Source organism: Streptomyces sp. NPDC002888 (assembly GCF_042888465.1).
Lineage (GTDB): Bacteria > Actinomycetota > Actinomycetes > Streptomycetales > Streptomycetaceae > Streptomyces.
Genome location: NZ_JBIAPU010000030.1, coordinates 54,111 through 79,422 on the forward strand (window position 1 = coordinate 54,111; position 25,312 = coordinate 79,422).

The 25,312-nt window shown below is 71.6% G+C and carries 21 protein-coding genes; 8 read left to right on the forward strand and 13 right to left on the reverse strand.

The genetic code is table 11. The annotated features are described in order from the left end of the window. Window positions 1-64: 64 nt before the first annotated feature. Window positions 65-1,609: an alpha/beta hydrolase gene (locus ACFYWX_RS36965; RefSeq protein ID WP_389429236.1), complete on the forward strand. Its 1,545-nt coding sequence runs from the start codon at window positions 65-67 to the stop codon at window positions 1,607-1,609. Between the two features lie 137 nt (window positions 1,610-1,746). Next, window positions 1,747-3,315 (forward strand): alpha/beta hydrolase, encoded by a 1,569-nt coding sequence (locus tag ACFYWX_RS36970; RefSeq protein WP_389429237.1) that lies wholly within the window; start codon window positions 1,747-1,749, stop codon window positions 3,313-3,315. Between the two features lie 71 nt (window positions 3,316-3,386). Here the strand turns inward: ACFYWX_RS36970 and moeZ are convergent, their stop codons facing one another. From moeZ to ACFYWX_RS37030, 12 genes are all read right to left on the reverse strand, one after another. Further along, entirely contained in the window at window positions 3,387-4,565 is a 1,179-nt protein-coding gene (gene moeZ, locus ACFYWX_RS36975) for an adenylyltransferase/sulfurtransferase MoeZ (protein ID WP_389429238.1), read from the reverse strand. Between the two features lie 63 nt (window positions 4,566-4,628). Next, window positions 4,629-5,372 (reverse strand): spherulation-specific family 4 protein, encoded by a 744-nt coding sequence (locus tag ACFYWX_RS36980; RefSeq protein WP_389429239.1) that lies wholly within the window; start codon window positions 5,370-5,372, stop codon window positions 4,629-4,631. Beyond that, window positions 5,360-6,319: an NAD-dependent epimerase/dehydratase family protein gene (locus ACFYWX_RS36985; RefSeq protein WP_389429240.1), complete on the reverse strand. Its 960-nt coding sequence runs from the start codon at window positions 6,317-6,319 to the stop codon at window positions 5,360-5,362. Before ACFYWX_RS36985 ends, ACFYWX_RS36980 begins: the two co-directional genes overlap by 13 nt. Window positions 6,320-6,503: 184 nt before the next feature. Next, window positions 6,504-7,865, reverse strand: coding sequence for a hypothetical protein (locus tag ACFYWX_RS36990; RefSeq protein WP_389429241.1), 1,362 nt, complete (start codon window positions 7,863-7,865; stop codon window positions 6,504-6,506). Continuing rightward, window positions 7,862-9,670, reverse strand: a complete 1,809-nt coding sequence (locus ACFYWX_RS36995; RefSeq protein WP_389429242.1) for a DUF3492 domain-containing protein — start codon at window positions 9,668-9,670, stop codon at window positions 7,862-7,864. The genes ACFYWX_RS36990 and ACFYWX_RS36995 overlap by 4 nt, the downstream gene beginning before the upstream one ends. A gap of 260 nt (window positions 9,671-9,930) precedes the next feature. After that, window positions 9,931-11,559 (reverse strand): dipeptide ABC transporter ATP-binding protein, encoded by a 1,629-nt coding sequence (locus ACFYWX_RS37000; RefSeq protein WP_389429243.1) that lies wholly within the window; start codon window positions 11,557-11,559, stop codon window positions 9,931-9,933. Then, the gene (locus ACFYWX_RS37005; protein ID WP_389429244.1) at window positions 11,556-12,554 is read right to left on the reverse strand and encodes an ABC transporter permease; all 999 of its coding nucleotides are present in this window, start codon (window positions 12,552-12,554) and stop codon (window positions 11,556-11,558) included. Before ACFYWX_RS37005 ends, ACFYWX_RS37000 begins: the two co-directional genes overlap by 4 nt. Continuing rightward, window positions 12,551-13,615 carry an ABC transporter permease gene (locus ACFYWX_RS37010; RefSeq protein ID WP_389429245.1) on the reverse strand — a complete coding sequence of 355 codons (1,065 nt, stop codon included), beginning with the start codon at window positions 13,613-13,615 and terminating at the stop codon, window positions 12,551-12,553. The genes ACFYWX_RS37005 and ACFYWX_RS37010 overlap by 4 nt, the downstream gene beginning before the upstream one ends. Before the next feature lie 4 nt (window positions 13,616-13,619). Beyond that, the gene (locus tag ACFYWX_RS37015) at window positions 13,620-15,341 is read right to left on the reverse strand and encodes an ABC transporter substrate-binding protein (protein ID WP_389429246.1); all 1,722 of its coding nucleotides are present in this window, start codon (window positions 15,339-15,341) and stop codon (window positions 13,620-13,622) included. A 159-nt stretch (window positions 15,342-15,500) separates the two neighbouring features. Then, window positions 15,501-15,593, reverse strand: coding sequence for an Ms4533A family Cys-rich leader peptide (locus ACFYWX_RS37020; RefSeq protein WP_389429247.1), 93 nt, complete (start codon window positions 15,591-15,593; stop codon window positions 15,501-15,503). Between the two features lie 57 nt (window positions 15,594-15,650). After that, entirely contained in the window at window positions 15,651-16,964 is a 1,314-nt protein-coding gene (locus ACFYWX_RS37025; RefSeq protein ID WP_389429248.1) for a DUF3152 domain-containing protein, read from the reverse strand. An 8-nt stretch (window positions 16,965-16,972) separates the two neighbouring features. Continuing rightward, the gene (locus ACFYWX_RS37030; protein ID WP_389429249.1) at window positions 16,973-17,998 is read right to left on the reverse strand and encodes an alpha/beta fold hydrolase; all 1,026 of its coding nucleotides are present in this window, start codon (window positions 17,996-17,998) and stop codon (window positions 16,973-16,975) included. Between the two features lie 163 nt (window positions 17,999-18,161). Between ACFYWX_RS37030 and ACFYWX_RS37035 the strand changes: the two genes are divergently transcribed. From ACFYWX_RS37035 to ACFYWX_RS37050, 4 genes are all read left to right on the forward strand, one after another. Next, a complete protein-coding gene (locus ACFYWX_RS37035; RefSeq protein WP_389429250.1) occupies window positions 18,162-18,386 on the forward strand; it encodes a hypothetical protein in 225 nt (74 codons plus the stop codon). Window positions 18,387-18,606: 220 nt separating this feature from the next. Continuing rightward, window positions 18,607-19,251, forward strand: coding sequence for a TetR/AcrR family transcriptional regulator (locus ACFYWX_RS37040; RefSeq protein ID WP_389429251.1), 645 nt, complete (start codon window positions 18,607-18,609; stop codon window positions 19,249-19,251). A gap of 144 nt (window positions 19,252-19,395) precedes the next feature. Further along, window positions 19,396-19,623: a DUF3107 domain-containing protein gene (locus ACFYWX_RS37045; protein WP_037674258.1), complete on the forward strand. Its 228-nt coding sequence runs from the start codon at window positions 19,396-19,398 to the stop codon at window positions 19,621-19,623. Between the two features lie 169 nt (window positions 19,624-19,792). After that, on the forward strand, window positions 19,793-20,062 hold the full coding sequence (locus ACFYWX_RS37050; protein ID WP_389429326.1) for a hypothetical protein: 270 nt from the start codon (window positions 19,793-19,795) through the stop codon (window positions 20,060-20,062). A 15-nt stretch (window positions 20,063-20,077) separates the two neighbouring features. Here ACFYWX_RS37050 and ACFYWX_RS37055 read toward each other — a convergent pair whose 3' ends face one another. After that, window positions 20,078-20,815, reverse strand: a complete 738-nt coding sequence (locus ACFYWX_RS37055) for a ferritin-like fold-containing protein (RefSeq protein ID WP_389429252.1) — start codon at window positions 20,813-20,815, stop codon at window positions 20,078-20,080. 496 nt (window positions 20,816-21,311) lie between these two features. Here ACFYWX_RS37055 and ACFYWX_RS37060 point away from each other — a divergent pair, with 496 nt between their 5' ends. Both ACFYWX_RS37060 and ACFYWX_RS37065 read left to right on the forward strand, forming a co-directional pair. Next, on the forward strand, window positions 21,312-24,149 hold the full coding sequence (locus ACFYWX_RS37060) for a DEAD/DEAH box helicase (protein WP_389429253.1): 2,838 nt from the start codon (window positions 21,312-21,314) through the stop codon (window positions 24,147-24,149). A 117-nt stretch (window positions 24,150-24,266) separates the two neighbouring features. Then, window positions 24,267-25,142 carry an alpha/beta fold hydrolase gene (locus tag ACFYWX_RS37065; protein ID WP_389429254.1) on the forward strand — a complete coding sequence of 292 codons (876 nt, stop codon included), beginning with the start codon at window positions 24,267-24,269 and terminating at the stop codon, window positions 25,140-25,142. Window positions 25,143-25,312: the final 170 nt, after the last annotated feature.

Consider the following 25,312-nt stretch of genomic DNA (forward strand, 5'->3'; position numbering starts at 1 on the left):
GCGGCCATACCTCGGACGGCCCGCGTCCCGCGCGGCCTGCCCGGCCCGACCGCAGGATGGGAGCATGCCGAAGCCCTCCCGCCTGCGGGCCGCCGCTCTGACCGCCGTCGCCGTTCTGCTGTCCTCCCTGGCGGTGGCCTGCGGAAACGGCGCGGGCGACGAGGATCTGTCGGCCCAACAGCTGAGCTGGAAGGACTGCCCGGCCCCGTCCCAGGCGGAGGGCGGCGGTGACGCGCCGTCACCCCTGCCGGACGGCGACCCGTGGCAGTGCGCCACCCTCAAGGCGCCCCTCGACTGGGACAAGCCCAGGGGCGACACGATCGGGATCGCGCTGATCCGGGCGAAGGCGAGCGGCGACGCGAGCAGGCGGATCGGCTCGCTGGTGTTCAACTTCGGCGGCCCCGGCAGCTCCGGCGTCACCACGCTGCCCGCCTTCGGCGAGGATTACGCGGCTCTGCGCACCCGTTACGACCTGGTGAGCTTCGACCCGCGCGGCGTCGGCCGCAGCGCCCCGGTCCTCTGCGAGAACGACCAGCAGCTCGACGCCTACTTCCAGCAGGACATGACGCCCGACGACGCCACCGAGCGCGCCGAGTTCGTCGACACCACCAAGGAGTTCAACGAGGCCTGCGAGGACAACTCCAAGAAGCTGCTGCCGCACGTGCCCACCACCGACACGGCCCGTGACATGGACCTGATGCGCGAGGTCCTCGGCGACGACAAGCTGCACTACTTCGGCATCTCCTACGGCACCGAACTCGGCGGCGTCTACGCCCACCTGTTCCCCCAGAACGTGGGCCGTGCCGTCTTCGACGCGGTCGTCGACCCGACGCAGACGCCCGAGCAGGGTTCGCTGGGGCAGGCCAGAGGCTTCCAGCGCGCGCTCGACAACTTCGCCGAGGACTGCACCTCACAGACCAAGGACTGCCCGGTCGGCGACACCCCGCAGGACGTGAAGGACCGGATCGCCCGACTGCTCAAGGACCTCGACACCAAGCCCATCCCGGGCGTCTTCCCCCGTGAGCTGACCCAGACCGCCGCGACCAGCGGCATCGCCCAGTCGCTCTACTCCAAGGAGTTCTGGCAGTACCTCACCGAGGGGCTGGAACAGGCGTACGACGGGGACGGCACGATCCTGATGCTGCTGTCCGACTCGTTGAACGGGCGCAGCGAGAACGGCGAGTACAGCAACATCACCGCCGCCGGCGTCTCCATCAACTGCGCCGACGACAAGCCTCGCTACAGCACCGGATACGTGCAGGAGAAGCTGCCCGATTTCCGGGCCGCCTCGGCGCTGTTCGGCGACTACCTGGCCTGGGGCCTGGCCAGCTGCACCGACTGGCCCGTGCCGGGCGCCGCCGACCACCCCGACGTCAGCGCGCCCGGATCGGCACCGATCCTCGTCGTGGGCAACACCGGCGACCCGGCCACACCGTACGAGGGCGCGAAGAAGATGGTCGACGCCCTGGGGCCGGGCGTCGGGGTCGAGCTGACGTACAAGGGGCAGGGGCACGGCGCGTACAACAGCAAGAACAAGTGCGTGCAGGGCGCGGTGAACGGCTATCTGCTGGACGGGAAGGTTCCGGCCGCCGGGACCGTCTGCTCCTGACTTGATCCAGCCGACCGGGGTAAATATGCAGGTCAAAGGGTTATCCACAGGCTTCGGCAGGCGGCGGGCCGTCCGCCTACTATGGCCTGACCGCCGTCTGCGACCGAAGCGCGGACGGCTTGCAAGGGGGGAATGGTATGGGTCGTTTCGTCCGGTGGACGGCGCTGGGCGCCGCCGCCGCGTTGCTGGTGACGGGCTGTAGCGGCGGCTCGTCGTCCGACGGCAAGAACGGCAAGGGGAGGAAGGGCAGGGACAGCGACCGGCCGTCGGCCACCGCGCCGTCGTCGGGCAACGGGACCAAGGCCCTGCCCTCGTCCCTGACCTCGCAGAAGCTCGACTGGGGGCGGTGCAGGGCGACCGAGGACTCCCCCGCGCCGGGCAGCGGCTGGCAGTGCGCGGAGCTGAAGGTACCGCTGGACTGGGCGAAGCCGGACGGCAGGACGATCGAACTCGCGCTGATCCGCACCAAGGCCCGGGGCGACGACCGCGTCGGCTCACTGCTGTTCAACTTCGGCGGCCCCGGCGGCTCCGGCGTCTCCTCGATGCCGTCGTACGCGTCGACGGTCTCCCAGCTGCACGAGCGGTACGACCTGGTCAGCTGGGACCCACGCGGTGTCGGCGCCCGGGGCGGGATCCGCTGCCGCGGCGACAAGGAGATCCAGGCCGCCGAGGAGAAGATCGACGCCACTCCGGACACCGCGGCCGAGGAGCAGGCGTACTTCCAGGACGCCACCGACTTCGGCAAGGGCTGCCAGAAGGACGCCGGGGACCGGATGGCGCACGTGTCCACCACCGACACCGCCCGCGACATGGACCTGATGCGCCAGGTCCTCGGCGACAACAAGCTGCACTACTTCGGCATCTCCTACGGCACCGAACTCGGCGGCGTCTACGCCCACCTGTTCCCCCAGAACGTGGGGCGGCTGATCCTCGACGCGGTGGTCGACCCGGGCGCCGACACCGTGGGCCACGCCGAGAACCAGGCCAAGGGCTTCCAGCGCGCGCTGAACGACTACCTGAAGTCCACCGGCCAGGACCCGCAGCAGGGCACGCGCAAGATCGCCGACCTGCTGAAGCGGATCGACGCCAAGCCGCTGCCGACGTCGTCGGGCCGCAAGCTGACGCAGACCCTCGCGGTCACCGGCATCGTCCTGCCCCTGTACAGCGAGGCCGGCTGGCCGAGCCTGACCAGCGCCCTGAAGTCGGCCGAGGAAGGAGACGGCTCCGGGCTGCTGACGCTGGCCGACGGCTACAACGAGCGGGACGCGTCGGGGCGCTACGGCACGACGACTCATGCGCAGCGGGTCATATCGTGCCTGGACGACAAGCAGCGGCCGACCTTGGCGGAGACGAAGAAGCGACTGCCCGCGTTCGAGAAGATCTCGCCCGTCTTCGGCGACTTCCTGGCCTGGGACACGGCCGGCTGGTGCCACGACTGGCCGGTGGCCGGGCAGTACGACACCCCGGAAGTGAGCGCGCCGGGTGCGGCGCCGATCCTGGTGGTCGGCAACACCGGCGACCCGGCGACGCCCTACGAGGGCGCCCGCAGGATGGCGGACGAACTGGGCAAGGACGTCGGTGTGGTGCTCACATGGAAGGGCGAGGGACACGGTGCCTACGGCAGTGGCAGCGACTGTGTCGACTCCACGGTCAACGCGTATCTGCTCAAGGGCACGGTGCCGAAGGACGGCAAGGTCTGCTCATGACCGCGGCGGGGGCTTCGGGCACTCGTGGTGCGCGAAGCCCCCGCCGACGGGAGAGCGGGACGAGCCGAGGCTCAGTACACCGGCTTGTCGGGCTCGATCTGGTTGACCCAGCCGATCACGCCGCCGCCGACATGGACGGCGTCGGAGAAGCCCGCGGACTTCAGGACCGCGAGGACTTCCGCACTGCGGACACCCGTCTTGCAGTGCAGGACGATCTTCTTGTCCTGGGGCAGGGTCGCCAGGGCGGTGCCCATGAGGAACTCGTTCTTCGGGATCAGCTTGGCGCCGGGGATCGAGACGATCTCGTACTCGTTGATCTCGCGGACGTCGATGATCTCGATGTTCTCGCCGTCGTCGATCCACTCCTTGAGCTGCTTGGGAGTGATCGTCGAGCCGGCGGCCGCCTCCTGGGCCTCCTCGGAGACGACGCCGCAGAAGGCCTCGTAGTCGATGAGCTCGGTGACGGTCGGGTTCTCGCCGCAGACCGCGCAGTTCGGGTCCTTGCGGACCTTGACCTGGCGGTACTGCATCTCCAGGGCGTCGTAGATCATCAGGCGGCCGACGAGCGGCTCGCCGATGCCCGCGAGGAGCTTGATGGCCTCGTTGACCTGGATGGAGCCGATGGACGCGCACAGCACGCCCAGGACGCCGCCCTCGGCGCAGGAGGGGACCATGCCGGGGGGCGGGGGCTCCGGGTAAAGGCAGCGGTAGCAGGGACCGTGCTCGGACCAGAAGACGGAGGCCTGGCCGTCGAAGCGGTAGATCGAGCCCCACACGTACGGCTTGTTCAGCAGCACGCACGCGTCGTTGACCAGGTAACGGGTCGCGAAGTTGTCCGTGCCGTCGACGATCAGGTCGTACTGGCTGAAGATGTCCATCACGTTGTCGGCCTCGAGCCGCTCCTCGTGAAGGACCACGTTCACGTAGGGGTTGATGCCCAGGACGGAATCGCGCGCGGACGCGGCCTTGGAGCGGCCGATGTCGGACTGGCTGTGGATGATCTGGCGCTGCAGGTTCGACTCGTCGACCTCGTCGAACTCCACGATGCCGAGCGTGCCGACGCCCGCCGCGGCCAGGTACATCAGCGCCGGCGAGCCCAGGCCGCCGGCGCCCACACAGAGCACCTTGGCGTTCTTCAGCCGCTTCTGCCCGTCCATCCCGACGTCGGGGATGATCAGGTGGCGGGAGTACCTGCGGACCTCGTCTACGGTGAGCTCGGCGGCGGGCTCGACCAGGGGTGGCAACGACACGGGGACTCCGTTGGTCGGTCAATCACTACGGTTGTTCTCCGTGTAACAGTGCCATGGGCTTCTTCATTCCGAGACACCCGTTCCGATCCGCGAGACGATTTCGTCCCAGTAGCCGGGCATGGTCTCCCAGGGGTCGGTGTGGTCGCCGCCGCGGTCGGTGAAGTAGATCGTCGCCGCGCCCTGCCAGCGGGCGACGCGCAGCGCCTCGTCGAGGTGGCCGCGGGGCATGCCGTGGACGAAGTGGCAGAAGCGGTCGGGTGGGTAGTCGGCGGTCCATTCCGCCACCTGCGACCAGCGGTAGTCGCTCCAGGGGCCCGTGAAGGTCACCAACTGGTCGGCGTTCTCGGCGTAGCCCGGGTAGGGGTGGATGCCGTGGCCGAGGACGATGTGGGCGCCGTCGCGGAGGGTGCGCAGCGTGCTCACCGTCCTGCGGATCTCGGGGAGCGTGTCGCGTTCGGCGGGGCAGTGGTCCAGGAAGAAGCCGTCGACCTGGTACCAGTCGAGGTAGCGCTGCGCGTCGGAGACCACCTCGGCGAAGGCGCGGGTGCCGTGGACGATGTCGAGGTGCCCGAGGACGCGGACGCCCGCGTTGCGGAGCCGCCCGGACGCCTCCAGACAGTGCGGGTCGGGGCGGACGCCGGGGCCCTCGGCCACGTTCAGGACCACCCAGTGCAGAGGGGTGCCGGGACGGGTGAGTTCGCCCCACTCGGCCGGAGCGACGAGCGGGTGTGCGAAGCCGGGGACGCCGAAGCCGAGGCGGACGTCGGTGCTCGCGGCGCCCGCTGCCGAACTGGTCAGATACGGCATGCCGCCTCCATCCAGATGTCGGCGAGGGACTCCTCGAGATTGATCCGGGGGCGCCAGCCGAGCCGGTCGCGCGCGGTGCGCACGTCGGCCTGCTGCCAGCTGCCGCAGCCATCGGGGTACGGATACGCGACGGGGGCCGTGTGGTCCGACTCGGAGCGCGGGTGCCCGATGGTCGATCGCAGGGGGCCGTGGTGGCCGTCGAGTTCGTGGAGGGCGCCGGCGTACCCGGCGACGCGGGCGAGGATCGCGGCGGCGTCACGCAGGCGGACGGCGCGGCCCGAGCCGATGTTGATGACGCCCTGCGCGGCGGAGAGCGAGGCCGCGTGCACGGCGCGGGCGACGTCGCGTACGTCGACGAAGTCGCGCTGGGCGCCGAGTCCGCCGAGCTTGAGCTCGCCGTCGCCGGACTGAATGGCGCGGCGCATGGCCTCGGCGAGGCGGCCGAGCGGGGAGCCGGCGGGGGTGCCAGGTCCGGCGGGTGAAAAGACCCGCAGGACCACGGCATCCAGTCCGGAACCCAGGACGAGTTCGGTGGCGGCGAGTTTGCTGACGCCGTACGGACCGCCGGGGCGGGGGACGGCGTCCTCGGCGGTGGAGGAGCCGGGCTGGCTCGGGCCGTACTCGGCACCGCAGCCGATCTGCACCAGACGGGCGCCACAGCCGCTGCGGCGCAGGGCCTCGCAGACGGTGGCGACGGCGACGGTGTTGTGCCGGGTCAGATCGCGGGCGCCGCCGCGGGTGGCACCGGCGCAGTTGACGACGACGCCGGGGTGGACCGCGTCGAGGAAGCGGGTGAGCGCGCCGGGGCTGCCGGACGCGAGGTCGAAACGGACGTCGGCGTCGTCGCCGCGGCCGAGCGCGGTGAGCTGGACGGCCGGGTCGGCGAGCAGGCGGTCGGCGACGAAGCGGCCGAGGTAGCCGTTGGCTCCGATCAGCAGGACCCTCATCGTGCGGCTCCCGTCGTGGGTGCGGCTCCCGGGGTCTGCGCTCCGGCGGCTCCGGTGGCGCCGGGTCGGGAGGTGGTCATCTGGCAGTCTCCTTACAGGTGTTCATGGGTGTCGCGGTTATCGCGGTTGTTGCGGTTGTCTGCCGACGGGGCGGGCGGCGACGGCTCGAGAGCCGGCCGTCGGGTCACCATGGCCGGTCCGCGTGGGCGTGGGCCGAGGCCCGGGTCAGGGTGCGGGCCGCATGGATCAGGAGAGTGAGGGTGGCCGCTCCGCATGCGAGGGCAGGGACGCCGACAGGGCCCCACACCTCCACGAGGGTCTCTACGGGGACGGCCAGGGCGGCGCAGCCGGGCAGGCGGCTCGCGAAGACAGAGGCGAGGGCGACCGCCTCGGCCGTGACGGTGGCGGCCAGGACGACCGCCGGGGCGTGGGCGAAGCCGTGGACGGCGAGGAGGCGGGCAAGCAGGAGGAGGGCGCCCAAGGTCAGGACCGACGTGTAGGAGGCGGGTTCGTCCAGGACCGCCGCGCAGAGGGCGAGCAGGACCGTCAGCGCGCCCAGGTACAGGGCGAACGTGCCGAACAGCAGCGGTCGTACGGAGGTGGCGAACTCCTCCAGGCCGCGGCTGGCGGCCAGTTTGCGTCGGGCTCGGACGGCGAAGAGGTGGGTCGTCCAGGCCGCGGGCGCGCAGGCGAGGGTGAGGGCGGCCGTCGGGACGGTGGCGAGTGGCCAGGGGCCGTCCGGCACGCTGGTGGGCAGGCCGTCGGGGCCTCCGGCGAGGGCGGCGCGGAGCAGGCCGTCGCCGAGGGCGGCGTAGGCGAGGAGCCAGCAGGTCCAGACGCCGGAGGCGCGCCGACCGGCGTACGTGCCCTGTCGGGGTCCCAGGGGCCCACGGCGTAGGGCCGCGCGCAGCCCCAGGGCGACGGCTAGCACGCCCGCGGCAGCGACGATCAGGCGCGACTGCCCCTGGGTGAGGCGTACGCCGGCGATCGTCGCGGCGCACAGCGCGCCGGGGAGGAGGGTGAGCAGGGCTCGGCCGACGCGGGGGCGGGCGGCGGCGGGGGCCGGGGGGCACGGGGGTGTTTCGCCGTCTCGCGGGATGCGCGCGTACATCTCCTCCGCGAGCGAGAAGACGTCCCGGTGGCGGAATCGGGCCGCGGTCCGGTCGGTGACGCCGTGCGCCTCCAGGCCGGCGGCGATCTCCAGGGGGTCCACCGCCCTTTCGCACAGCTCGCGGTGGCGGTGCATCAGGGCCTTGACGGGATCGACGGCGCCACGGCGGGACGAACCGACGTCGGGCTTACGGGCGGGGGTCGCCTCGCTCACCCCAACCTCGGACGCCACCACCCCCGCCTTCCTCACAGCCGTCTCCCTCACAGCCATCTCGCTCACAGCCGTCTCCCTCACAGCCGTCTCGCTCACAGCCGTCTCGCTCACAGCCGTCTCCTCCACGACCACCCCCTCCGCCCCCGCGTCCCACTCCCCAGTACGCGCGGGCACCCCGGCCCGGCTCAGTCCCTCGCCGTCCTCCGTCGCACCGCCGTTCATCGCGTCACCTCCACCGCGTGGCTCCCGGCCGTGGCGCCGCCCGCGGTGACGCGCGATGCCTGGTCGGCCCAGCGGCCGGGCAGGTGGGCCTCGGCGGGGACGGCGAACGGCCGGGGGTCGCCGGTGTCGTCGAGGACGACGCGGGTGACCGGGCAGCGGGAGACGATCTCCAGATAAATGCTGTGAAATGCCGCGATGTTCTGCTCGACGGTGAACAGTTCGAGCGCGCGGGCGCGCGCGGCGGCGCCCAGGCGTGCACGGCGCTCGGGATCGCGCAACAACGCCACGCACGCCTCGGCGAGCGCCCGCGGGTTGCGCGGGGGCACGACCAGCCCGGTGCCGCCGATGACCTCCACGACCGCGCCGACGTCGGTCGACACCGTCGCCCGGCCGCAGAACATTGCCTCGACCAGGCCGATCGGGAAGCCCTCGACGACGCTGGACAGAACGATCACCGCACCGGACGCGTACGCCTCGGCGAGCGTCGGGGCCTCCGGGCCGCCGATCTCCTCGAAGGACACCGGGTTGTCGCCCACGGCGTGCGGGCCCGCCGCCTCGTCCGGGAAGAGCTGCGCGGCCAGCGCCTTGCAGTGCCCGAGGTAGGCCGCGCCCTCGGCTCCGGCGGGGGCGCCGACGATCCGAAGCCGCGCCTTCGGCTCCTCCTTGCGGGCCTCCGCGAAGGCGTGCAGCAGCGACACCAGGTCCTTGGTGGGCTCCACCCGGCCGACCCAGAGCAGCGTGTTCGGGTCGGCGGAGTCCGGTGACTCGCCGACCTCCGTGAAGCGGGACGCGTCCATGCCCAGGTGGACGGTGCGCAGCTTCGCACGGTCGGCGCCACAGCGTTCCTGCCAGCGGCGGGCGTGCGCGTTGCCGGGGGTGATGCACGCCGCCTGCCGGTACACCTCGGCGGCCAGCCTGCCGTGGAAGGCGGCGAGCAGGGCGCGTACGGCGGGCGCGGATTCAGCGGATCTACCGGATCCACCAGAACCACCGGCCCCATCGGTCCCCCCGAACCCACCGGACGACCCGGCCCCACCGGACGCCCCGGCCCCACCGGACGCCCCGGCCCCACCGGACGACCCGGCGCCGCCGGCCACAGCGCCGGAAGCCAAATAGTGCGACCTCAACCGCACCCCGTACTCGGTCACCAGCAGGGGTACGCCCGAGAAGTGCCGGGCGAGCAGTCCGGGCAGGGCCGCCGCACCGCCGGACGTGGCATGGCAGAGGTCGACCGCGCCGAGGCCGTCGTCCTCGTACCAGTCGAGCGAGAGGGGGCGCAGGGCGCGTTCGAGGTGTCCGGCGACGGCGAGCAGCTCAGGTACGCGCGCCTCGCGCGTGGTGCGCAGTGCGCCGGGCGCGCGGCAGCCGCGTTCCAGGGTGCGCACGGCGCCTTCGGACCGGAGTGCGCCCACGAGCCCGCCCTCGTCACGGGCGAGTTCGGCAAGTCCGTACAGCGCGTTGCCGAAACGGTCCGCCTCGGCACCCGACGAATCGGCGGAGGAGTCCGAGGCGCCCCCCTGGCACAGCGCGGCAACCAACTCGCCGTAGGACTCCGCGAACCTGCGGCGCGCACGGCGCCCGTACGCCACCCCGTCGTCCTCGGCCGCCCAGAGGGGCGCGGTGCGCACCCGGTCGACGTGCGGCGGCAGCGAGACCCAGCCCTCGTCCTCCTGACGCTCGCTGCGACTGAGCGCGTAGATGTCGAACTCGTGCTGCCCGAGCCCGCGCACGAGCCGGTCGCACCAGAGTCCGGCGTCACCGCTCACATACGGATAGCCACCCTCCGTAAGCAGTCCGATGCGCACGAGTGCACCCCCGATCTCTCGTTAGGGGAGCCGCCGTTGACCCGGCGGCTCGCAGCGGGAAGAACGTATGCGGACAAGGCGGTGGCGCGACGGACGGTTGTCCATCACGCCACCAAAAGGGGTGAACGGTCGTAACTTTCCCGTGCAGGTCGCGTTCCGTCGCGCTAGGAGATCAACCGCACACGAAAAGTCACATCCGGGCTGCTCGAAACGTCACTTCCGAACTGCGCAGATGCGCGCGCCATGCCTCTCACCGTCTCTCACACCACCGCCAACTCCCGGCGCTTCGCCCGGCGCTGGGCCGCGACGGACGGGTCGAGGGCCGGCACGGCGGCCAGAAGCTGCTTCGTGTACGGGTCCCGGGGCGACTCGTAGACCTCGTCGGCGGGGCCCTCCTCGACGATCCGGCCGCGCCGCATCACCGCGACCCGGTCGCTGACCTGGCGTACCACGGCGAGGTCGTGCGCGACGAAGACGAGTGCGAGTCCGAGTTCGCGCTGCAGTTCGGCGAGCAGGGCCACCACCTGCGCCTGGGTCGTGACATCGAGTGCGGAGACCGGCTCGTCGCACACGATGACGCGCGGGTCGGCCGCGAGCGCCCGCGCGATACCGACGCGCTGACGCTGTCCGCCACTGAACTCGTGCGGGTAGCGGTCGTAGTGCGCCCCTTCGAGCCCGACGCGCTCCAGCAGTTCCCGTACGCGCCCGCGTACGCGCCCCTCGTCCTTCTCCCCGCGGGCCCGCAGCGGATCGGCGATCGACTCGCCCACGCTGCGGCGGGGGTTGAGCGAGGAGACGGGGTCCTGGAAGACCATCTGCACGGCCGGGTTCACCCCGGACCGGGCACGGCCGTCGAGGCGGATCTCCCCGGCCGTGGGCTCCAGCAGCCCGACCAGCATGCGGCCCAGCGTCGTCTTGCCGCTGCCGCTCTCGCCCACGATGCCGAGGGTCTCGCCCCGGTGGATCGTCAGCGAAACGTCGTCCACGGCCGTGAACGCCCGCTTCCCGCGCCCGAACTCACGCCTGAGCCCGGTCGCCTCCAGAACGACCTCCCCAAACGCGCCCGCGGAACTCTCGGCCTCCTGAGCCCCCTTCGGCACCCCGGCCACCCGCGCCGCGTCCACCCGCGGCACCGCCCCCAGCAGCTCCCGCGTATACGCCTCCGACGGCGTCCCGAGCACCTCCCTCACCGGCCCGTGCTCGACCGTCCGCCCGTGCCGCATGACCAGCACCTCGTCGACGCTCTCGGCGGCGACGCCCACGTCGTGGGTGACGAGCAGCAGCCCCATGCCGCTCTCCTCGCGCAGCGTGTGCAGCAGGTCGAGGATCTGGGCCTGGACGGTCACGTCGAGCGCGGTCGTCGGCTCGTCCGCGATGAGCAGGTCGGGCTCGCAGGCCAGCGCCATGGCGATCAGGGCCCGCTGACGCATGCCGCCGCTGAACTCGTGCGGGCGCGACCGGGATCGCCGTACCGCGTCCGCAATGCCCACCCGGTCCAGTACGTCGACCGCACGCGCGCGTGCCGCTCGCCGCGACGCGCGCGCGTGCACGCGGTACACCTCGGCGATCTGGTCGCCGATGGCGTAGTACGGGTCGAGGGACGACAGCGGGTCCTGGAAGACCATGGCGGCCTTCCCGCCGCGCAGCCGCCGCAACTCCTCGTCGGACGCGGCCCGCACGTCGGTGCCGGCCACGCGGACCGAGCCGCCGACGCGCGCGCCGGTACCGCGGTGCAGCCCCAGCAGGGCCGAGGCGACCGTGGACTTGCCGGAGCCGGACTCGCCGACCAGGGCGAGGGCGGCGCCCTGCTCCAGCGTGAAGGACAGTCCGTCGACGGCGCGCAGCTCGCCGAACTCGACCGTGAGATCAGTGATTTCGACGAGACTCATGTCAGCACCACCCGTCGGTCGGCCACCGCGTACAGCACGTCGGCGACGGCGTTGGCGACGACCACGAAGAACCCGATGACCAGGACCATGCCGACGACCACGGGGAGGTCGACGACGTTGACGGCGTGGACCAGTTCCTGTCCGATGCCGGGCAGGCCGAAGAGTGTCTCGGTGAGCACCGCGCCGCCGACCGCGCCCCCGAAGTTGTTGGCGTTCAGCGCGATGACCGGGGCGAACGCCCCGCGCAGCGCGTGCCGCCCGATGATCGACCGCTCGCCGACGCCGTACGCCCGGAAGGTCCGGATGTGGTCCTCGGCGAGCGTCTCCAGCATCGACGCCCGGGTCAGCCGGGCGAACGCGGCGGCCTCGATGAGGGCGAGCGAGAGCCAGGGCAGCAGCAGGTTCCACGCCCACTGTTCGGGGTCGTCGGTCAGGGCGACGTACTGCGGGAAGGGCAGCAGCTCCAGTTCGCCGCAGACGACGATCATGAGGACCAGGCCGATGACGAAGACGGGCGTGGCCACGCCCGCGAGCGTGATGCCGGTCAGCAGCCGCTCGGAGAGCCGGCCGCGCCGCCACGCCGAGAGCACGCCGGTGCCGACGCCGAGGACCAGCCACACGACCATCGCGCCGAACACCAGCGACAGACTGACCGGCAGCTTCGCCAGGATCAGCTCGGTGACCTGCTGGTCGCTCTGGTACGACAGGCCGAGGCAGGGCGCTGAGCAGTGCTGCACCGAGGTGCCCGTCGAGTAGTCCTGGCCGACGAAGATGCCCTGCAGGAAGTGCCAGTAGCGCACGTACAACGGGTCGTCGAGGTGCAGCTGCTGCGCGACCTGCTGTACCTGGGCGGGTGAGCAGCGCGGGCCGCAGGTGATCTGGGCGACGTTGCCGGGGGTGACGTAGAAGACGACGTAGACGATCACCGAGATGGCGAACAGAGTGATCACCATGCCGAGGGCGCGGCGCAGGACGAAGCCCGTGAAGCCGGTCACGAGGCACCTCCCTCAGGGGCGGAGGTGTCGGCCTTCGCGACCGAGGCGTCGGCCTTCGTGACCGAGGCGTCGGCCTTGGTCTCCCGCCTGCGGCCCGTTCCGACGCGCAACCGGGAGGCCGCGCGCGGGTCGAGGGCCGTGCGGACGCCGTCACCGAGGACGGTGAGCGCCAGTACGGTCACGAACAGGGCACCCGCCGGCAGCAGCAGGTACTGCGGCGCGGCCTGGTACCAGACGTCGGCGGCGGTGAGCATCTGCCCCCACGAGGGGGTCGGCGGTTTCACTCCGACGCCGAGGAAGGACAGCGCGGCCTCGACGGTGATGTTCTGCGGGACGAGGATCGCGGCGTAGGTGATGACGGGCGCGGCGAGCCCGGGCAGCAGTTCGCGGCGGGCGACCCGCCAGGTGCCCCAGCCGCTGAGCCGGGAGGCGGAGACGTAGTCGAGGCCCTTGAGGGTGAGTGTCTGCGCGCGCACGATCTTCGCGATGTTGCCCCAGGCGATCAGGCCGATGACGAGGGCGACCAGCACGGGCCGCGGAAAGCTCGACGGCACGATGGCGAGCAGCGCCAACGACATGATCATCAGCGGCAGGGCCACGATGATGTCGGTGATGCGGCTCAGCAGTTGATCAACCCATCGATTGCCGAGCGCGGCGGCGACACCGACCACGACACCGATGGTGACCTGGACGACGGTCGCCGCCAACGCGACCCCGAGCGAGACCCGCGCGCCGTACACCAGGCGCGCGAACAGGTCGCGGCCGGTCTGCGGTTCCACGCCGAGCCAGTGGTCGCCGCTGATGCCGCCGAGGGGTCCGACCGGCACGCCTCCGCGCGCGGAGTCGATGAGCGACGGGTGGTAGGCGGTGGGGTCCTGGCCCTCGATCGCCGTGAGCAGCGGCGCGGCGAGCGCGACCAGGACGAGCAGCGCGCCGACGGCCGCCGCGACGAGGGCGGCGCGCTGCGCTCGCAGCCGCCGCCAGAACTGACGGGCCCCCGAGGCCCCCGGGACGGCGGTTTCCGTCCCGGGGGTCTGGGTGGCGAGAAGTGCCTCGCTCACGACGTCACTTCACCGCGACCTGCGAGGGGTCCAGGACGCCGTCCCAGTCGCTGATGACGATGTTGCGGATGTCCTTGCCGTACAGCCGCTTGTAGACCGGGTGGAACAGCGGGACGGTCAACGCCTGCTCACCGATCTTCTTGTCCAGTGCACCCCATCGCTTGGCGGCCTCGTCAAGGTCCGTCAACTTGTTGATCGCGTCGATCTCGTCATTGACCGACTTGTCGTTGAGGAAGCCCGTGTTGAAGTTCGCGCCGTCCTTGACGATCTGTCGGCCGTCGAAGATCGGCGCCAGGAACGGACCGCCGGAGGGCCAGTCGGCACCCCAGTGGGCGAGGAAGAAGCCGGGCTCGGTCTTCGCGTTGTGGATCTTGTCGGAGTAGTCGTTCTCCTCCAGACCCTGCAGCTTGACGGTGATGCCGGCCTTCTTGAGCGCGTCCTGGACGGCGGTCGCGATCTCGGGGCTGGTCTCGAAGTCCTTGCTGTTGGAGTGGGTGAGGGTCACGGTGAGCCCGTTCTTGTGACCCGCCTGAGCCAGCAGTTCCTTGGCCTTCGCCGGGTCGCCCGCCCTACCCGCCGGGAACAGGTCGTACGGCGTGTACCCGAAGGACTTCTGGTTCGGCAGGAAGGTGGTCGCGGCCTCGGCCAGCGACGACCCGCCGGCCGCGTTGACCACGGACGACCGGTCGATGGCGTACGAGATCGCCTGGCGCACCCTGATGTCGTCGAACGGCTTCACGTTCGGGTTGAACGCGATGTAGTTGGTGTAGCCGAAGTGCCCGGTGCCGACGCGGGCGGCGAGGTCCTTGTCCCCGGTGACCTTGGCGAGCTCGGCCGGGCCGAGGTTGGTGTCCGTGGTGACGGCGGCGGCGTCGGCGCCCTGGGACGCGGACAGCCGCTGGTTGATCACGGACGAGTCGAGCCCGGACCGTACGTCGATCTTGTCCGGGTACGCCTTGCGCTCGGCGTCCGTCGAGGCGGACCAGTACGTGTTGCGCTCCAGGGTGAGCCGCTCACCGTCGTTCTCGTTCTTGACGACCTTGTACGGCCCGGACGAGATCGGGTGCTGCTCGTACTTCGTGCCCGTGTCCTTGGCCTTCGGGACGGGCGCGAACTGCGTCTGCGTCGCCAGGAGCGGGAACTCGCCCTCGGGCTTGTTCAGGTGGAAGACGATGGTCCGCGCGTCCGGCGTCTCGATGGAGTCCAGCCCGCCCTTGTCCTTGTAGGGGCCCTGGTAGCCGGCGCCGCCGACCAGCCAGTCCCTCAGGTAGGGGGCGCCGCCGGAGAGTTCGGCGGCGAAGGAGCGCTCGATGCCGTACTTGATGTCGGCCGAGGTGATCGGCGTGCCGTCCTCGTACTTCAGGCCCTCCTTCAGGGTGTACGTCCACACGGTCGCGTCCTTGTTGGGGCGCCCGGTGTCGGTGGCGAGGTCCGGGACGACCTTGGCGCCGGCCGCACCGTTCTCGCGGTTGCGTGTGGTGAGCGTACGGAAGACGAGGGAGGGCACCTTGCCGCCGCCGGAGGTGTACAGGCGGGCCGGGTCGAAGTCCACCTGCGGGTTGGAGTTCAGGATCGAGAGGGTGCCGCCCTTGTGGGGCGTGGAGTCGCCACCGCTGCTGCCCTTGGCATCGTTGTCCTCCGGCCCGCAGGCGGCGGCGCCCGCTGCCACGACCAGGCTGACGGATGCCGCGGCCACGCGGCGCGCTATGAGGGACGATTGACGCATCGGAGACGACCTCTCGAATGGTGAGACGAATTGACGAGGAGTGAGACGAAAATGAACAGACGTCTGCCCGGGCGTCAGGCCGTCGGAAGAACCGTCGAGAAGACCGTGACCGAGTCACGGAAGAGGTGAAGGTCGCGACGCGAACGCCAGGGGCGGGCGTCAGCTACAGAGAATGTCGGCCACGCACAGCGGGGTCACGCCGATGAGCGCCAGCTCGATGGCGGCGCGAAGGGAGGCGTGACGGGGCGACATGCGCAGAAATATGGTCGAACTTTCTGCGCATGTCAATGTGAGATCAGCGTCCCTCTGTCAACTCCCGGGGAAGGCCCAGGCGTTGGGCCTGCAGTGGATCCCGTTGTGGTCGAGGAACTTCGTCTGCTGTTGCATGACCGGCGCGAGTTCGCCGTCCTTGTCGCAGGTCACATGGCCGTAGCCGAGCCGGTGGCCGACCTCGTGGTTGATCAGCATCTGTCGGTACGCGTGAATCTGGTCACCGTACGTCGTCGACCCCTGCGCCCATCGATAGGCATTGATCATCACGCGCTCGGTGAGGGCCGAGTCGCACGAGACGTTGTCCTCGGTGATGTCGAGACTGGACTTGGCGCACCACTCGGCGGTGGTGCCGGGGCTGGCCAGGGTGATCACGAAGTTGGGCTTGCCCGAGTAGATCCGCTCGAAGGTGCGGGCGCCGTTGTGCGCCCAGCTCCGGTCGTCGTTGAGCGTCTTCTGCACGGCCTGCGCGAAGAGCTCGCCGTCGAGCCCGAGCCCCTGTTCCACGTCCACGCGGTAGGTGTACTTCTGCCCCTTGCCGGGCGCCTTGTCGAAACCGGGGACCGCGTCGAACTTCCCCGAGCCCTTGAGCTTGGCGCCGAGCGGGTACGTGATCTCCATCTTCTGGTCGTACGTCAGCGTGGCGCTGGGGGACGCGGACGGGTCGGCCGGCCCGTCGACGCCGGCCGTGGAGCCGCGGGCGTCCCTGGCCTGGTCGGTGGCGGACTGCGTCCGGGCCTCGTCGCCGCCCTGTGTGACCTGCCCCGCCACGACGACGGCCAGCACGGTCGTGACGGCGGCGGCCGCGATGCCGGTGAACGTACGCCCTTTGGTGCCCTTTCCCGAAGCGCGCCCGCCGGTGGGCGGAGCGTCGTCGGCGGCGGTGCGCTCACCGGCCCGCACGGCCGCGTCCCAGTCGGTGGCGGAGGAGTACGGATCCGATGCGAGTGCGGAGGTCCGGTCACGCGACGCGAAGGCGTCGTCGCCCTCGCCGAAGGCGTCGAGGTAGTCCTGCCGCGGCCCCTTTGCCCGACGCTGACGGGGTATGACGGGCCCCCCGCCTCCGGAACGCGGCCTCGAATCACCCCAGCCGCCCCCGGATTCACGCTGCTCGGGGTGCCCGCCACGCACGTGCGGGACGCCCTGGGCGGGGGTGCCGTCGGCGAATCTCGGCACGCCGTGCGCGGGCGTGCCGTCCGGCAGCCGCGGCCCGCCGTACCCCGATGTCCCGCTCGTGGGCGGCTCCTGCCGTCCCGCGGCGGGCCCCGGTATTCGATCCCGCCCGGCTATGTCCGCGCCGTCACCCTTGGAGCCGCTCCTGGGGGCGGGCCCCCGTCGACTGTGGCGTCCCACGCCGCGCCTCAGCTCCCCGCGCTCGTGCTGCTCGACGCCTCGGCCGCCGCACGGGAGCCGTCCCCGTGCGGGGCACCGGCCCCGTCCGACGTGCCGGCGAGCAGCTCACGAAACGCCGTCGCCACCGTCTCGGGGTACTCCATCATCGCCACGTGCCCCGCGTTCGGCAGGGTGAGGAGGCGGGAGTCGCGGAAGGTGCGGGCGGCCTTCTGGGCCATGCGGAAGCCGACGAGCTGGTCCCTGCCGCCGTAGATGAGGAGCGTGGGGGCGAGGACCCGCTCGGCCTGGCGCCACAGCCCCTGCTGGCCGCCCAGGGTGTACGCGTTGACGAGCCCGCGCGCAGAGCGCGTCAACGCGTCCCAGAAGTACGGCAGTTGCAGCCGCCGCTCCAGTTCCTCGACCGCGTAGCCGAACGCCTCCGCCGACACCCGCCCGGGTTCTCCGTAACACAGCGCCATGACACCGCGGACCCGCTGCTCGGCCGTCCACTCCCTGGTGAACCGGGTGAACAACGCGGCCACCCCGGGCACTCCGAGCAGCCCGGTGGGCACCGCGGTGCGCTGCACGCGCAGCTCGGGCAGCGCGGGCGAGACGAGCGTGAGCGTCCGGACGAGGTCGGGCCGGGCGGCGGCGACGCGGGTGGTGACCGCGCCGCCGAGCGAGTTGCCGAAGAGGTGGACGGGGCCGCGTCCGGCGGCCTCGAGACAGCGGATGACCGCGCGCGCGTGGCCCGTGACCGAGTAGTCGCCGTCGTCGGGGGGTGGGGAGTCGCCGAAGCCCGGCAGGTCGACCGCCTCGCCGTCGACCACCCCGTCGAGCAGTTCCATCAGCGCCGACCAGTTCTGCGAGGAACCGCCGAGGCCGTGGACGTAGAGCGCGGGCGGCAGGCCCTCGCGCGCGGGTGGCCTCGACCGCACCGACAGGGTGACTCCCGGCAGCGCGACGGACCTGAGCCGTTCGCCGTCTCCGACCCTGACGGGTGACACCCTCGGAAGCACGGTGGCCGATACGGGGGGCAACTCGGTCGAAGACATGCGGCAATGTTACGAGACGATCACGTCGTGGTTCATGTGTTCGCCATCACAGATGGCGTGGACATCGCATAGCGTCCGCATCGGGTGTCTCCTAGGCTCGTACAGAGGGCACCCGCATGTGGCCCCTGTTTTTCCCAGGGACGTTCGTAGAAGGGAGCCCACCATGGCCGTCGACCCGACCGACCCGGAGACGTTCGAGGAGTTCAAGGACGAAGACGCCCCGGAGTTCGACGTCGAGGCACCGGAGCACGACGCCGCCGAGCAGCACGCGGACGTCACACCGAACCGCGACGACCCCCTCGAGAGCGTGGACCCGGCCCGCGCCAACGAGGCCGACCTCGCGGAGCAGGCGCGAGTCGTCTCCCTCGACGAGGACGACTACCGCTGACCACCACCGCTGACGACCTCCGATGACGACCTCCGCCGGAAGCCGGCCGATCAGGAACGAGGCCCGCTTTGCCCTGTCCACCTCTGCTTGAAACCCTCTGTACCGCTTTCGTCCCCGTCCGGTCCGTGAAATTCTGCGCTCACACCGCGCACAGGGCGGTTACCGAAAAGTACGATGGCGGCGCGGCGCAGACCGCATGTGGACGACTTTGGGAGGCGGCGTGACAGCCATCGAGCAGACAGAGGCAGCACGCCCGCGAGGCACGCGCCTGCCGCGCCGTGCCCGACGGAACCAGTTGCTGGGCGCCGCGCAGGAAGTTTTCGTGGCGCAGGGCTACCACGCGGCCGCGATGGACGACATCGCGGAGCGGGCCGGGGTCAGCAAGCCGGTGCTCTATCAGCACTTCCCGGGCAAGCTCGACCTCTATCTCGCCCTGCTGGACCAGCACTGCGAGTCACTGATCCAGGCGGTGCGCGGCGCGCTGGCGTCGACGAGCGACAACAAGCAGCGCGTGCGGGCGACGATGGACGCGTACTTCGCGTACGTCGAGGACGACGGCGGCGCCTTCCGCCTGGTCTTCGAGTCGGACCTGACGAACGAGCCCGCGGTGCGTGAGCGCGTCGACAAGGTCACCACCGAGTGCGCCGAGGCGATCTGCGACGTCATCGCCGAGGACACCGGTCTCTCGCGCGCGGAGTCGATGCTCCTCGCCTCCGGTATGGGCGGCCTCGCGCAGGTCGTGGCCCGCTCCTGGCTGCACAGCGACCGCAGCGTCCCGCGCGACCAGGCGGTGCAGTTGCTGGCGTCCCTGGCCTGGCGCGGTATCGCGGGTTTCCCGCTGCACGGCATCGACCAGCACCACTGAGGAAGGCCGCACCGGGGGTTTGTTCCCGTCGGCTGTTCGCTCCTGGCGTTCCGGCGCGGAGGGTGGACGTCCCCTCACCGGGCTAATGTGTGCTGCGTACGGCGCGGTAGTCGCGCACTTCATGACCGTCGGAGGGACATAGCCGTGGAGGTCAAGATCGGCGTGCAGCACGCGCCCCGCGAGATCGTTCTGGAGAGCGGTCAGAGTGCCGAGGAGGTCGAGCGGGCGGTCTCCGAGGCGCTGGCCGGCAAGTCGGCGCTGCTGAGCCTCGTGGACGAGCACGGCCGCAAGGTCCTGGTCCCGGCGGACCGCCTCGCCTACGTCGAGCTCGGCGAGCCGGCCCCGCGCAAGGTGGGCTTCGGCGCGCTCTAGGCACGTGCACGAGGAGGGCCCGGCGACGGACAGTCGCCGGGCCCTTTTCGCGTCTCCCGCACAGATGGAGCACAAGTCGCCCACAGGTGATGATTGGATTCCGCAGGTCAGGGGTAAGACGGACGACGACCGCATTGCACGGCCGCCCGTGTGGGAGGGACCCCCCATGATGTTGTTGGAAGCGCTCGCCTCCGCTGTGATCGGTCTTGCCCTGGCAGCGACGGCGGTGCACCGACTGTCGCACCGTCTGCCCACTCGCTCACTGGTGCTGGCGACCGGTGTCGCCGGGGGCCTCTTCGGCGCCTTCCTCACGCACAGCGCGTTGGACCCCGGCAATTTCCTGCTCAACCTCACCGGCGCCGCCATCGTCGCCACGGCGTCGCTCTCACTCCTGCTGCGCCCGTCGGGGCGACTCCGCCGGCGCTCGGCGCCGGCGTAGGCACAGGCGACGCGGCTAGGCCGCGAGTCCCAGCGCCGCCATCCGCTTCGTGTGGGCCTCGGTGATCCGGGAGAACATCTTGCCGACCTCGGCGAGGTCGAAGCCGTCCGCGACGCCGCCCACGAGCATCGTCGACAGCGCGTCCCGGTCGGCGACCACCCGCTGGGACTGCGAGAGCGCCTCGCCCATCAGCCGCCGCGCCCACAGCGCGAGCCGCCCGCCCACGCGCGGGTCGGCGTCGATCGCGGAGCGCACCCGGTCGACGGCGAAGCTGGCGTGTCCGGTGTCGTCGAGCACGCCCAGCACCAGGGAGCGGCTGTCGGAGTCCAGCCGGGCGGCGACCTCGCGGTAGAAGTCGCTGGCGATCGAGTCGCCGACGTACGCCTTGACGAGCCCCTCCAGCCAGTCCGAGGGCGCCGTCTGCTTGTGGAAGCCGTCGTACGCGGCGACGAACGGCTCCATCGCCCGCGTCGGCTCCTCGCCGATCTCCGCCAGCCGGTCCCGCAGCCGCTCGAAGTGGTGGAACTCGGCCGACGCCATCTTCGCCAGCTCCGCCTTGTCCTCCAGCGTCGGCGCCAGCTTGGCGTCCTCCGCCAGCCGCTCGAACGCCGCGAGTTCGCCGTACGCGAGCGCTCCGAGCAGGTCGACGACCGCGGCCCGGTACTGCGGATCGGCGGAGGCCGTCGCCCAGTCCTGGGCGGCCACTGCGGTGTGTTCGGCGGGAGCGTCAGAGGTGTTGTCAGGCGTCGTCATATAGCGCACAATAGTCCGCTCCCCAGGCCTCGGAAGTCCCTGGTCAATCACTGTGACCACGACTACGCGAATCGGTGTGACGACGACTACGTGACCGAATCGGCCATCGCATATGCGCGAATCCGGGGTATGGTGGTAATGCGCCTGCCGAGTATTCGACGGGCCGCACGTATGAGGATGCCCGGTCGGTGGCCCGATCGGCTCCGACCCGACAGCCCTCCCTGACCGTACGGCACTGTGCGTACGACGATCGGAGGGGCACCCCTCAGCGGTTCGAGCGCTAGAGCGTCGGCGTGGTCCCGTGCCCTTACGGCCAGACCGTAATGGCAGCCGACGTCCCCCCCGGCACGGTCCTGACACGACCCCCGCGCTCGCCTCGCACCGCCCACACAGAAGAGGCAGCACCCTGACTACGTTCCGACAGCTCGGAATCCTTCCCGAGACCGCCGAGGCCCTTGAAGCCGTCGGCATCACCACCCCCTTCCCCATCCAGGAGATGACGCTCCCCGTGGCCCTGTCGGGCACGGACGTCATCGGCCAGGCCAAGACCGGCACCGGCAAGACGCTGGGCTTCGGCCTCCCGCTTCTCGAGCGCGTCACCGTCCCCGCCGATGTCGAGGCCGGCCGTGCGCAGCCCGAGGCCCTCACCGACGCCCCGCAGGCGCTCGTCGTCGTCCCCACGCGCGAGCTGTGCCAGCAGGTCACCAACGACCTGCTGACCGCGGGCAAGGTGCGCAACGTGCGCGTTCTCGCCATCTACGGCGGCCGCGCCTACGAGCCCCAGGTCGAGGCCCTCAAGAAGGGCGTCGACGTCGTCGTCGGCACCCCGGGACGTCTGCTGGACCTCGCGGGCCAGAAGAAGCTCAACCTCAAGCACATCAAGGCGCTCGTCCTCGACGAGGCCGACGAGATGCTCGACCTGGGCTTCCTGCCCGACGTCGAGAAGATCATCAACATGCTTCCGCCGAAGCGCCAGACCATGCTGTTCTCGGCGACCATGCCGGGCGCGGTCATCGGTCTCGCCCGCCGGTACATGTCGCAGCCCACGCACATCCGCGCCACCGCGCCGGACGACGAGGGCGTGACCGTCGCGAACATCGCGCAGCACGTGTACCGCGCGCACAACATGGACAAGCCCGAGATGGTCGCGCGCATTCTGCAGGCCGAGGGCCGCGGACTCGCGATGGTGTTCTGCCGCACGAAGCGGACGGCGGCGGACCTCGCCGACCAGCTCCAGCAGCGCGGCTTCGCCTCGGGCGCGGTCCACGGCGACCTCGGCCAGGGTGCCCGCGAGCAGGCCCTGCGGGCGTTCCGCAACGGCAAGGTGGACGTGCTCGTCTGCACCGACGTCGCCGCCCGCGGCATCGACGTCGAGGGCGTGACGCACGTCATCAACTACCAGTCCCCCGAGGACGAGAAGACGTACCTGCACCGCGTCGGCCGTACCGGCCGTGCGGGCGCCAAGGGCATCGCGATCACGCTCGTCGACTGGGACGACATCCCGCGCTGGCAGCTGATCAACAAGGCGCTGGAGCTCAACTTCAACGACCCGCCGGAGACGTACTCCACCTCCCCGCACTTCTTCGAGGAGATGAACATCCCCGCCGGCACCAAGGGCGTCCTGCCGCGTGCCGAGCGCACCCGCGCGGGCCTCGACGCGGAGGAGCTGGAGGACCTGGGCGAGCCGGGCGGCCGCGGTGGACGCGGTCGCGGTGGACGGGGCAACGAGTCCCGCGGCCGGGGCGGCGAGTCCCGCGGCCGGGGCAACGAGTCCCGCACCGCCGACCGCGAGCGTCCGGCCGGTACGCCGCGTCGTCGCCGTCGCACCCGCAACGGCACCCCGCTGGACGCGACGTCGGCCCCGGCCGGCACCGCGACGCCGGTGGAGACCACAGCGGACAGCGGGACCACCGCGGAGAGCGTGACCGCGCCCCGCACCCCGCGCCGCCGTCGCCGTACGCGCAGCGGGGCGTCGGCCGAGCAGACGCCGGTGGCCGTGGAACAGGCGCCGGTGGCCGCGGAGCCGACGGTCGGCGAGGCCGCGGCAGCAGCCGTGGCGACGGCCGAGGGCACGGCCCTCGACGCCGCCGAAACCCCGGCGAAGCCGCGCCGCCGCCGCACCCGCAGGTCCGCGGAGACGGAAACGGCTACGGCGCCTGCGACCGCCCCGGCCGAGACGCCGGCCCCCGTCACGGAGCCGTCGGCGGCAACCACCGCTGCGGAAACGGCCGTCGACACCGTGGAAACCACGGAGGCCAAGCCGCGCCGCCGCACCACCCGCAAGGCGACGCCCGCCGCCGAAACGTCGGCCGAAACCGCCGAGGCCACGGAGGCCAAGCCGCGCCGCACACGGAAGACCGCGGCTGCCGCCGAAGCCGCCGTGGACACCGCCGAGGCCACGGAAGCCAAGCCGCGCCGCACACGGAAGACCGCGGCTGCCGCCGAAGCCGCCGTGGACACCGCCGAAGGCACGACAGAGGCCACCCCGGAGACGGCGGAGCCCGCACCGCGCCGTCGGACCCGTAAGGCAGCCGCCACCGCGGAGGCACCGGAGCAGGCCACCGAGGCCAAGCCGCGCCGCACGCGGAAGACCGCGGCCGCTGCCGAAGCCGCCGTGGACACCGCCGAGGCCACGGAAGCCAAGCCGCGCCGCACGCGCAAGGCCACGGTCGCCCAGGCCGCCGTGGACACCGCCGAAGGCACGACAGAGGCCACCCCGGAGACGGCGGAGCCCGCACCGCGCCGTCGTACCCGTAAGGCAACCGCCGCTGCGGAGACGGCCGTGGACACCGCGGAAGCCACGGAGGCCAAGCCGCGCCGCCGCACCACCCGCAAGGCCGCCGAACCGGAGACCACGGCGACCACGACGGCCGCCGAGATCCCGGCACAGGCCGCGCAGGAGCCGGAGGCCAAGCCGCGCCGCACGCGGAAGACCGCGGCTGCTGCCGAGACCGCCGTGGAGATGGCCGAGGGTACGGAGGCCAAGCCCCGCCGCACCCGCAAGGCGACCGCCACTGTGGAGGCGCCGGAGCAGGCCGCCGAGGCCAAGCCTCGCCGCACGCGGAAGACCGCCGCCGCTGCCGAGACCGCCGTGGAGACGGCCGAAGGCACGGAGGCCAAGCCCCGCCGCACCCGCAAGGCCGCCGCACCGGCGACCACAACGGCCGCCGAGATCCCGGCACAGGCCACGCAGGAGCCGGAGGCCAAACCGCGCCGCACGCGGAAGACCGCCGCCGCTGCCGAGACCGCCGTGGAGACGGCCGAGGGTACGGAGGCCAAGCCCCGCCGCCGCACCCGCAAGGCGACCGCCACCGCGGAGGCTGCGGAGAGCTGAGCACACCGTCCGACGGCCCGGTCCACCTCACGTGGACCGGGCCGTCGGCATTCCACCGGCCGTCGGCCACTTCGCCAACCGACCCGGGACACGCGTCCCCTCCGCTAACCTCACCCCGTGACCACGTTCACCGCCTCCGCCCCGCCCCCCGGCGCACGCGCTTACCAGCTGCGCACGGACCGCGGTGACTTCGCCGTCGTCGACGCCCCTGCGGTCCCCGGTATCGAGCAGAGGGGAGTCGCCCTGCTGCTGCCCGGGTTCACCGGCAGCAAGGAGGACTTCCACCGGATGCACGAGCCGCTCGCGGAGCGCGGGTACCGGAGCATCGCCCTGGACGGACGGGGGCAGCACGAGTCCGACGGGCCGGCGGAGGACGAATCGGCGTATGCGCAGGGCGAGTTGGCGCGGGACGTGCTCGCGCAGGCCGCCGCCCTCGGCTCCCCACTGCATCTCGTCGGGCACTCCCTCGGCGGCCAGATCGCCCGCGCCGCCGTACTCCTCGACCACTCCCCGTTCGTCTCGCTCACCCTCATCGCCTCCGGCCCCGCCCAGATCTCCGACTCCCAGCAACAGCGCGTGAAACTGCTGCACGACGCGCTCGCCGTGATGACGATGGCCGAGGTGTGGGAGGCCATCCTGGCCATGGGACCGCCCGAGGAGGTCGGCGGCCCCGCCCGCGGCTACGGCCGTGTGGAACAGCTGCGCCAACGCTGGCTCGCCCACAAGCCCGCGCAACTCCTCGCCACCGGCCGCCAGTTGTGCGTCGAGCCGAACCGGGTCTCCGAACTCGCCGCCGTACCGCTGCCGTTCCACGTGCTGTCCGGCGCTCGCGACGACACCTGGCCGGTCACCGTCCTCGACGACATGGCCGTACAACTGAGGGCGCACCGGACGGTCGTACCGAGTGCCGAGCACTCACCGAACCTGGACCAGCCCCTCCCGACCGCCCACGCCCTCGCAGGCTTCTGGGACAAGGCCGGCACAGCCCCCTAGGGCCTGCCCGGCGGATCATGCCGCAGACGCGGGGCCTGGCACGCCCATCTGCGACGTTGTCGTCACTCGCCGACGCTCCGCGTCGACTCCCTCCTCCGCCTTGCAGCTGGACGCACCAGACCCCGCTCACCCGCGCGGATAAGGCCCCGTCGCTTTCCCTGCGACCTGAT

What these genes read in the sequence shown, in the direction of transcription:
- ACFYWX_RS36965 (WP_389429236.1), top strand. Translation starts at nt 65, where the DNA reads ATGCCGAAGCCCTCCCGCCTGCGGGCCGCCGCTCTGACCGCCGTCGCC.
- ACFYWX_RS36970 (WP_389429237.1), top strand. Translation starts at nt 1,747, where the DNA reads ATGGGTCGTTTCGTCCGGTGGACGGCGCTGGGCGCCGCCGCCGCGTTG.
- ACFYWX_RS36980 (WP_389429239.1), bottom strand. Translation starts at nt 5,372, where the DNA reads ATGCCGTATCTGACCAGTTCGGCAGCGGGCGCCGCGAGCACCGACGTC.
- ACFYWX_RS36985 (WP_389429240.1), bottom strand. Translation starts at nt 6,319, where the DNA reads ATGAGGGTCCTGCTGATCGGAGCCAACGGCTACCTCGGCCGCTTCGTC.
- ACFYWX_RS36990 (WP_389429241.1), bottom strand. Translation starts at nt 7,865, where the DNA reads ATGAACGGCGGTGCGACGGAGGACGGCGAGGGACTGAGCCGGGCCGGG.
- ACFYWX_RS37000 (WP_389429243.1), bottom strand. Translation starts at nt 11,559, where the DNA reads ATGAGTCTCGTCGAAATCACTGATCTCACGGTCGAGTTCGGCGAGCTG.
- ACFYWX_RS37015 (WP_389429246.1), bottom strand. Translation starts at nt 15,341, where the DNA reads ATGCGTCAATCGTCCCTCATAGCGCGCCGCGTGGCCGCGGCATCCGTC.
- ACFYWX_RS37020 (WP_389429247.1), bottom strand. Translation starts at nt 15,593, where the DNA reads ATGTCGCCCCGTCACGCCTCCCTTCGCGCCGCCATCGAGCTGGCGCTC.
- ACFYWX_RS37030 (WP_389429249.1), bottom strand. Translation starts at nt 17,998, where the DNA reads ATGTCTTCGACCGAGTTGCCCCCCGTATCGGCCACCGTGCTTCCGAGG.
- ACFYWX_RS37035 (WP_389429250.1), top strand. Translation starts at nt 18,162, where the DNA reads ATGGCCGTCGACCCGACCGACCCGGAGACGTTCGAGGAGTTCAAGGAC.
- ACFYWX_RS37050 (WP_389429326.1), top strand. Translation starts at nt 19,793, where the DNA reads ATGTTGTTGGAAGCGCTCGCCTCCGCTGTGATCGGTCTTGCCCTGGCA.
- ACFYWX_RS37055 (WP_389429252.1), bottom strand. Translation starts at nt 20,815, where the DNA reads ATGACGACGCCTGACAACACCTCTGACGCTCCCGCCGAACACACCGCA.
- ACFYWX_RS37060 (WP_389429253.1), top strand. Translation starts at nt 21,312, where the DNA reads ATGACGCTCCCCGTGGCCCTGTCGGGCACGGACGTCATCGGCCAGGCC.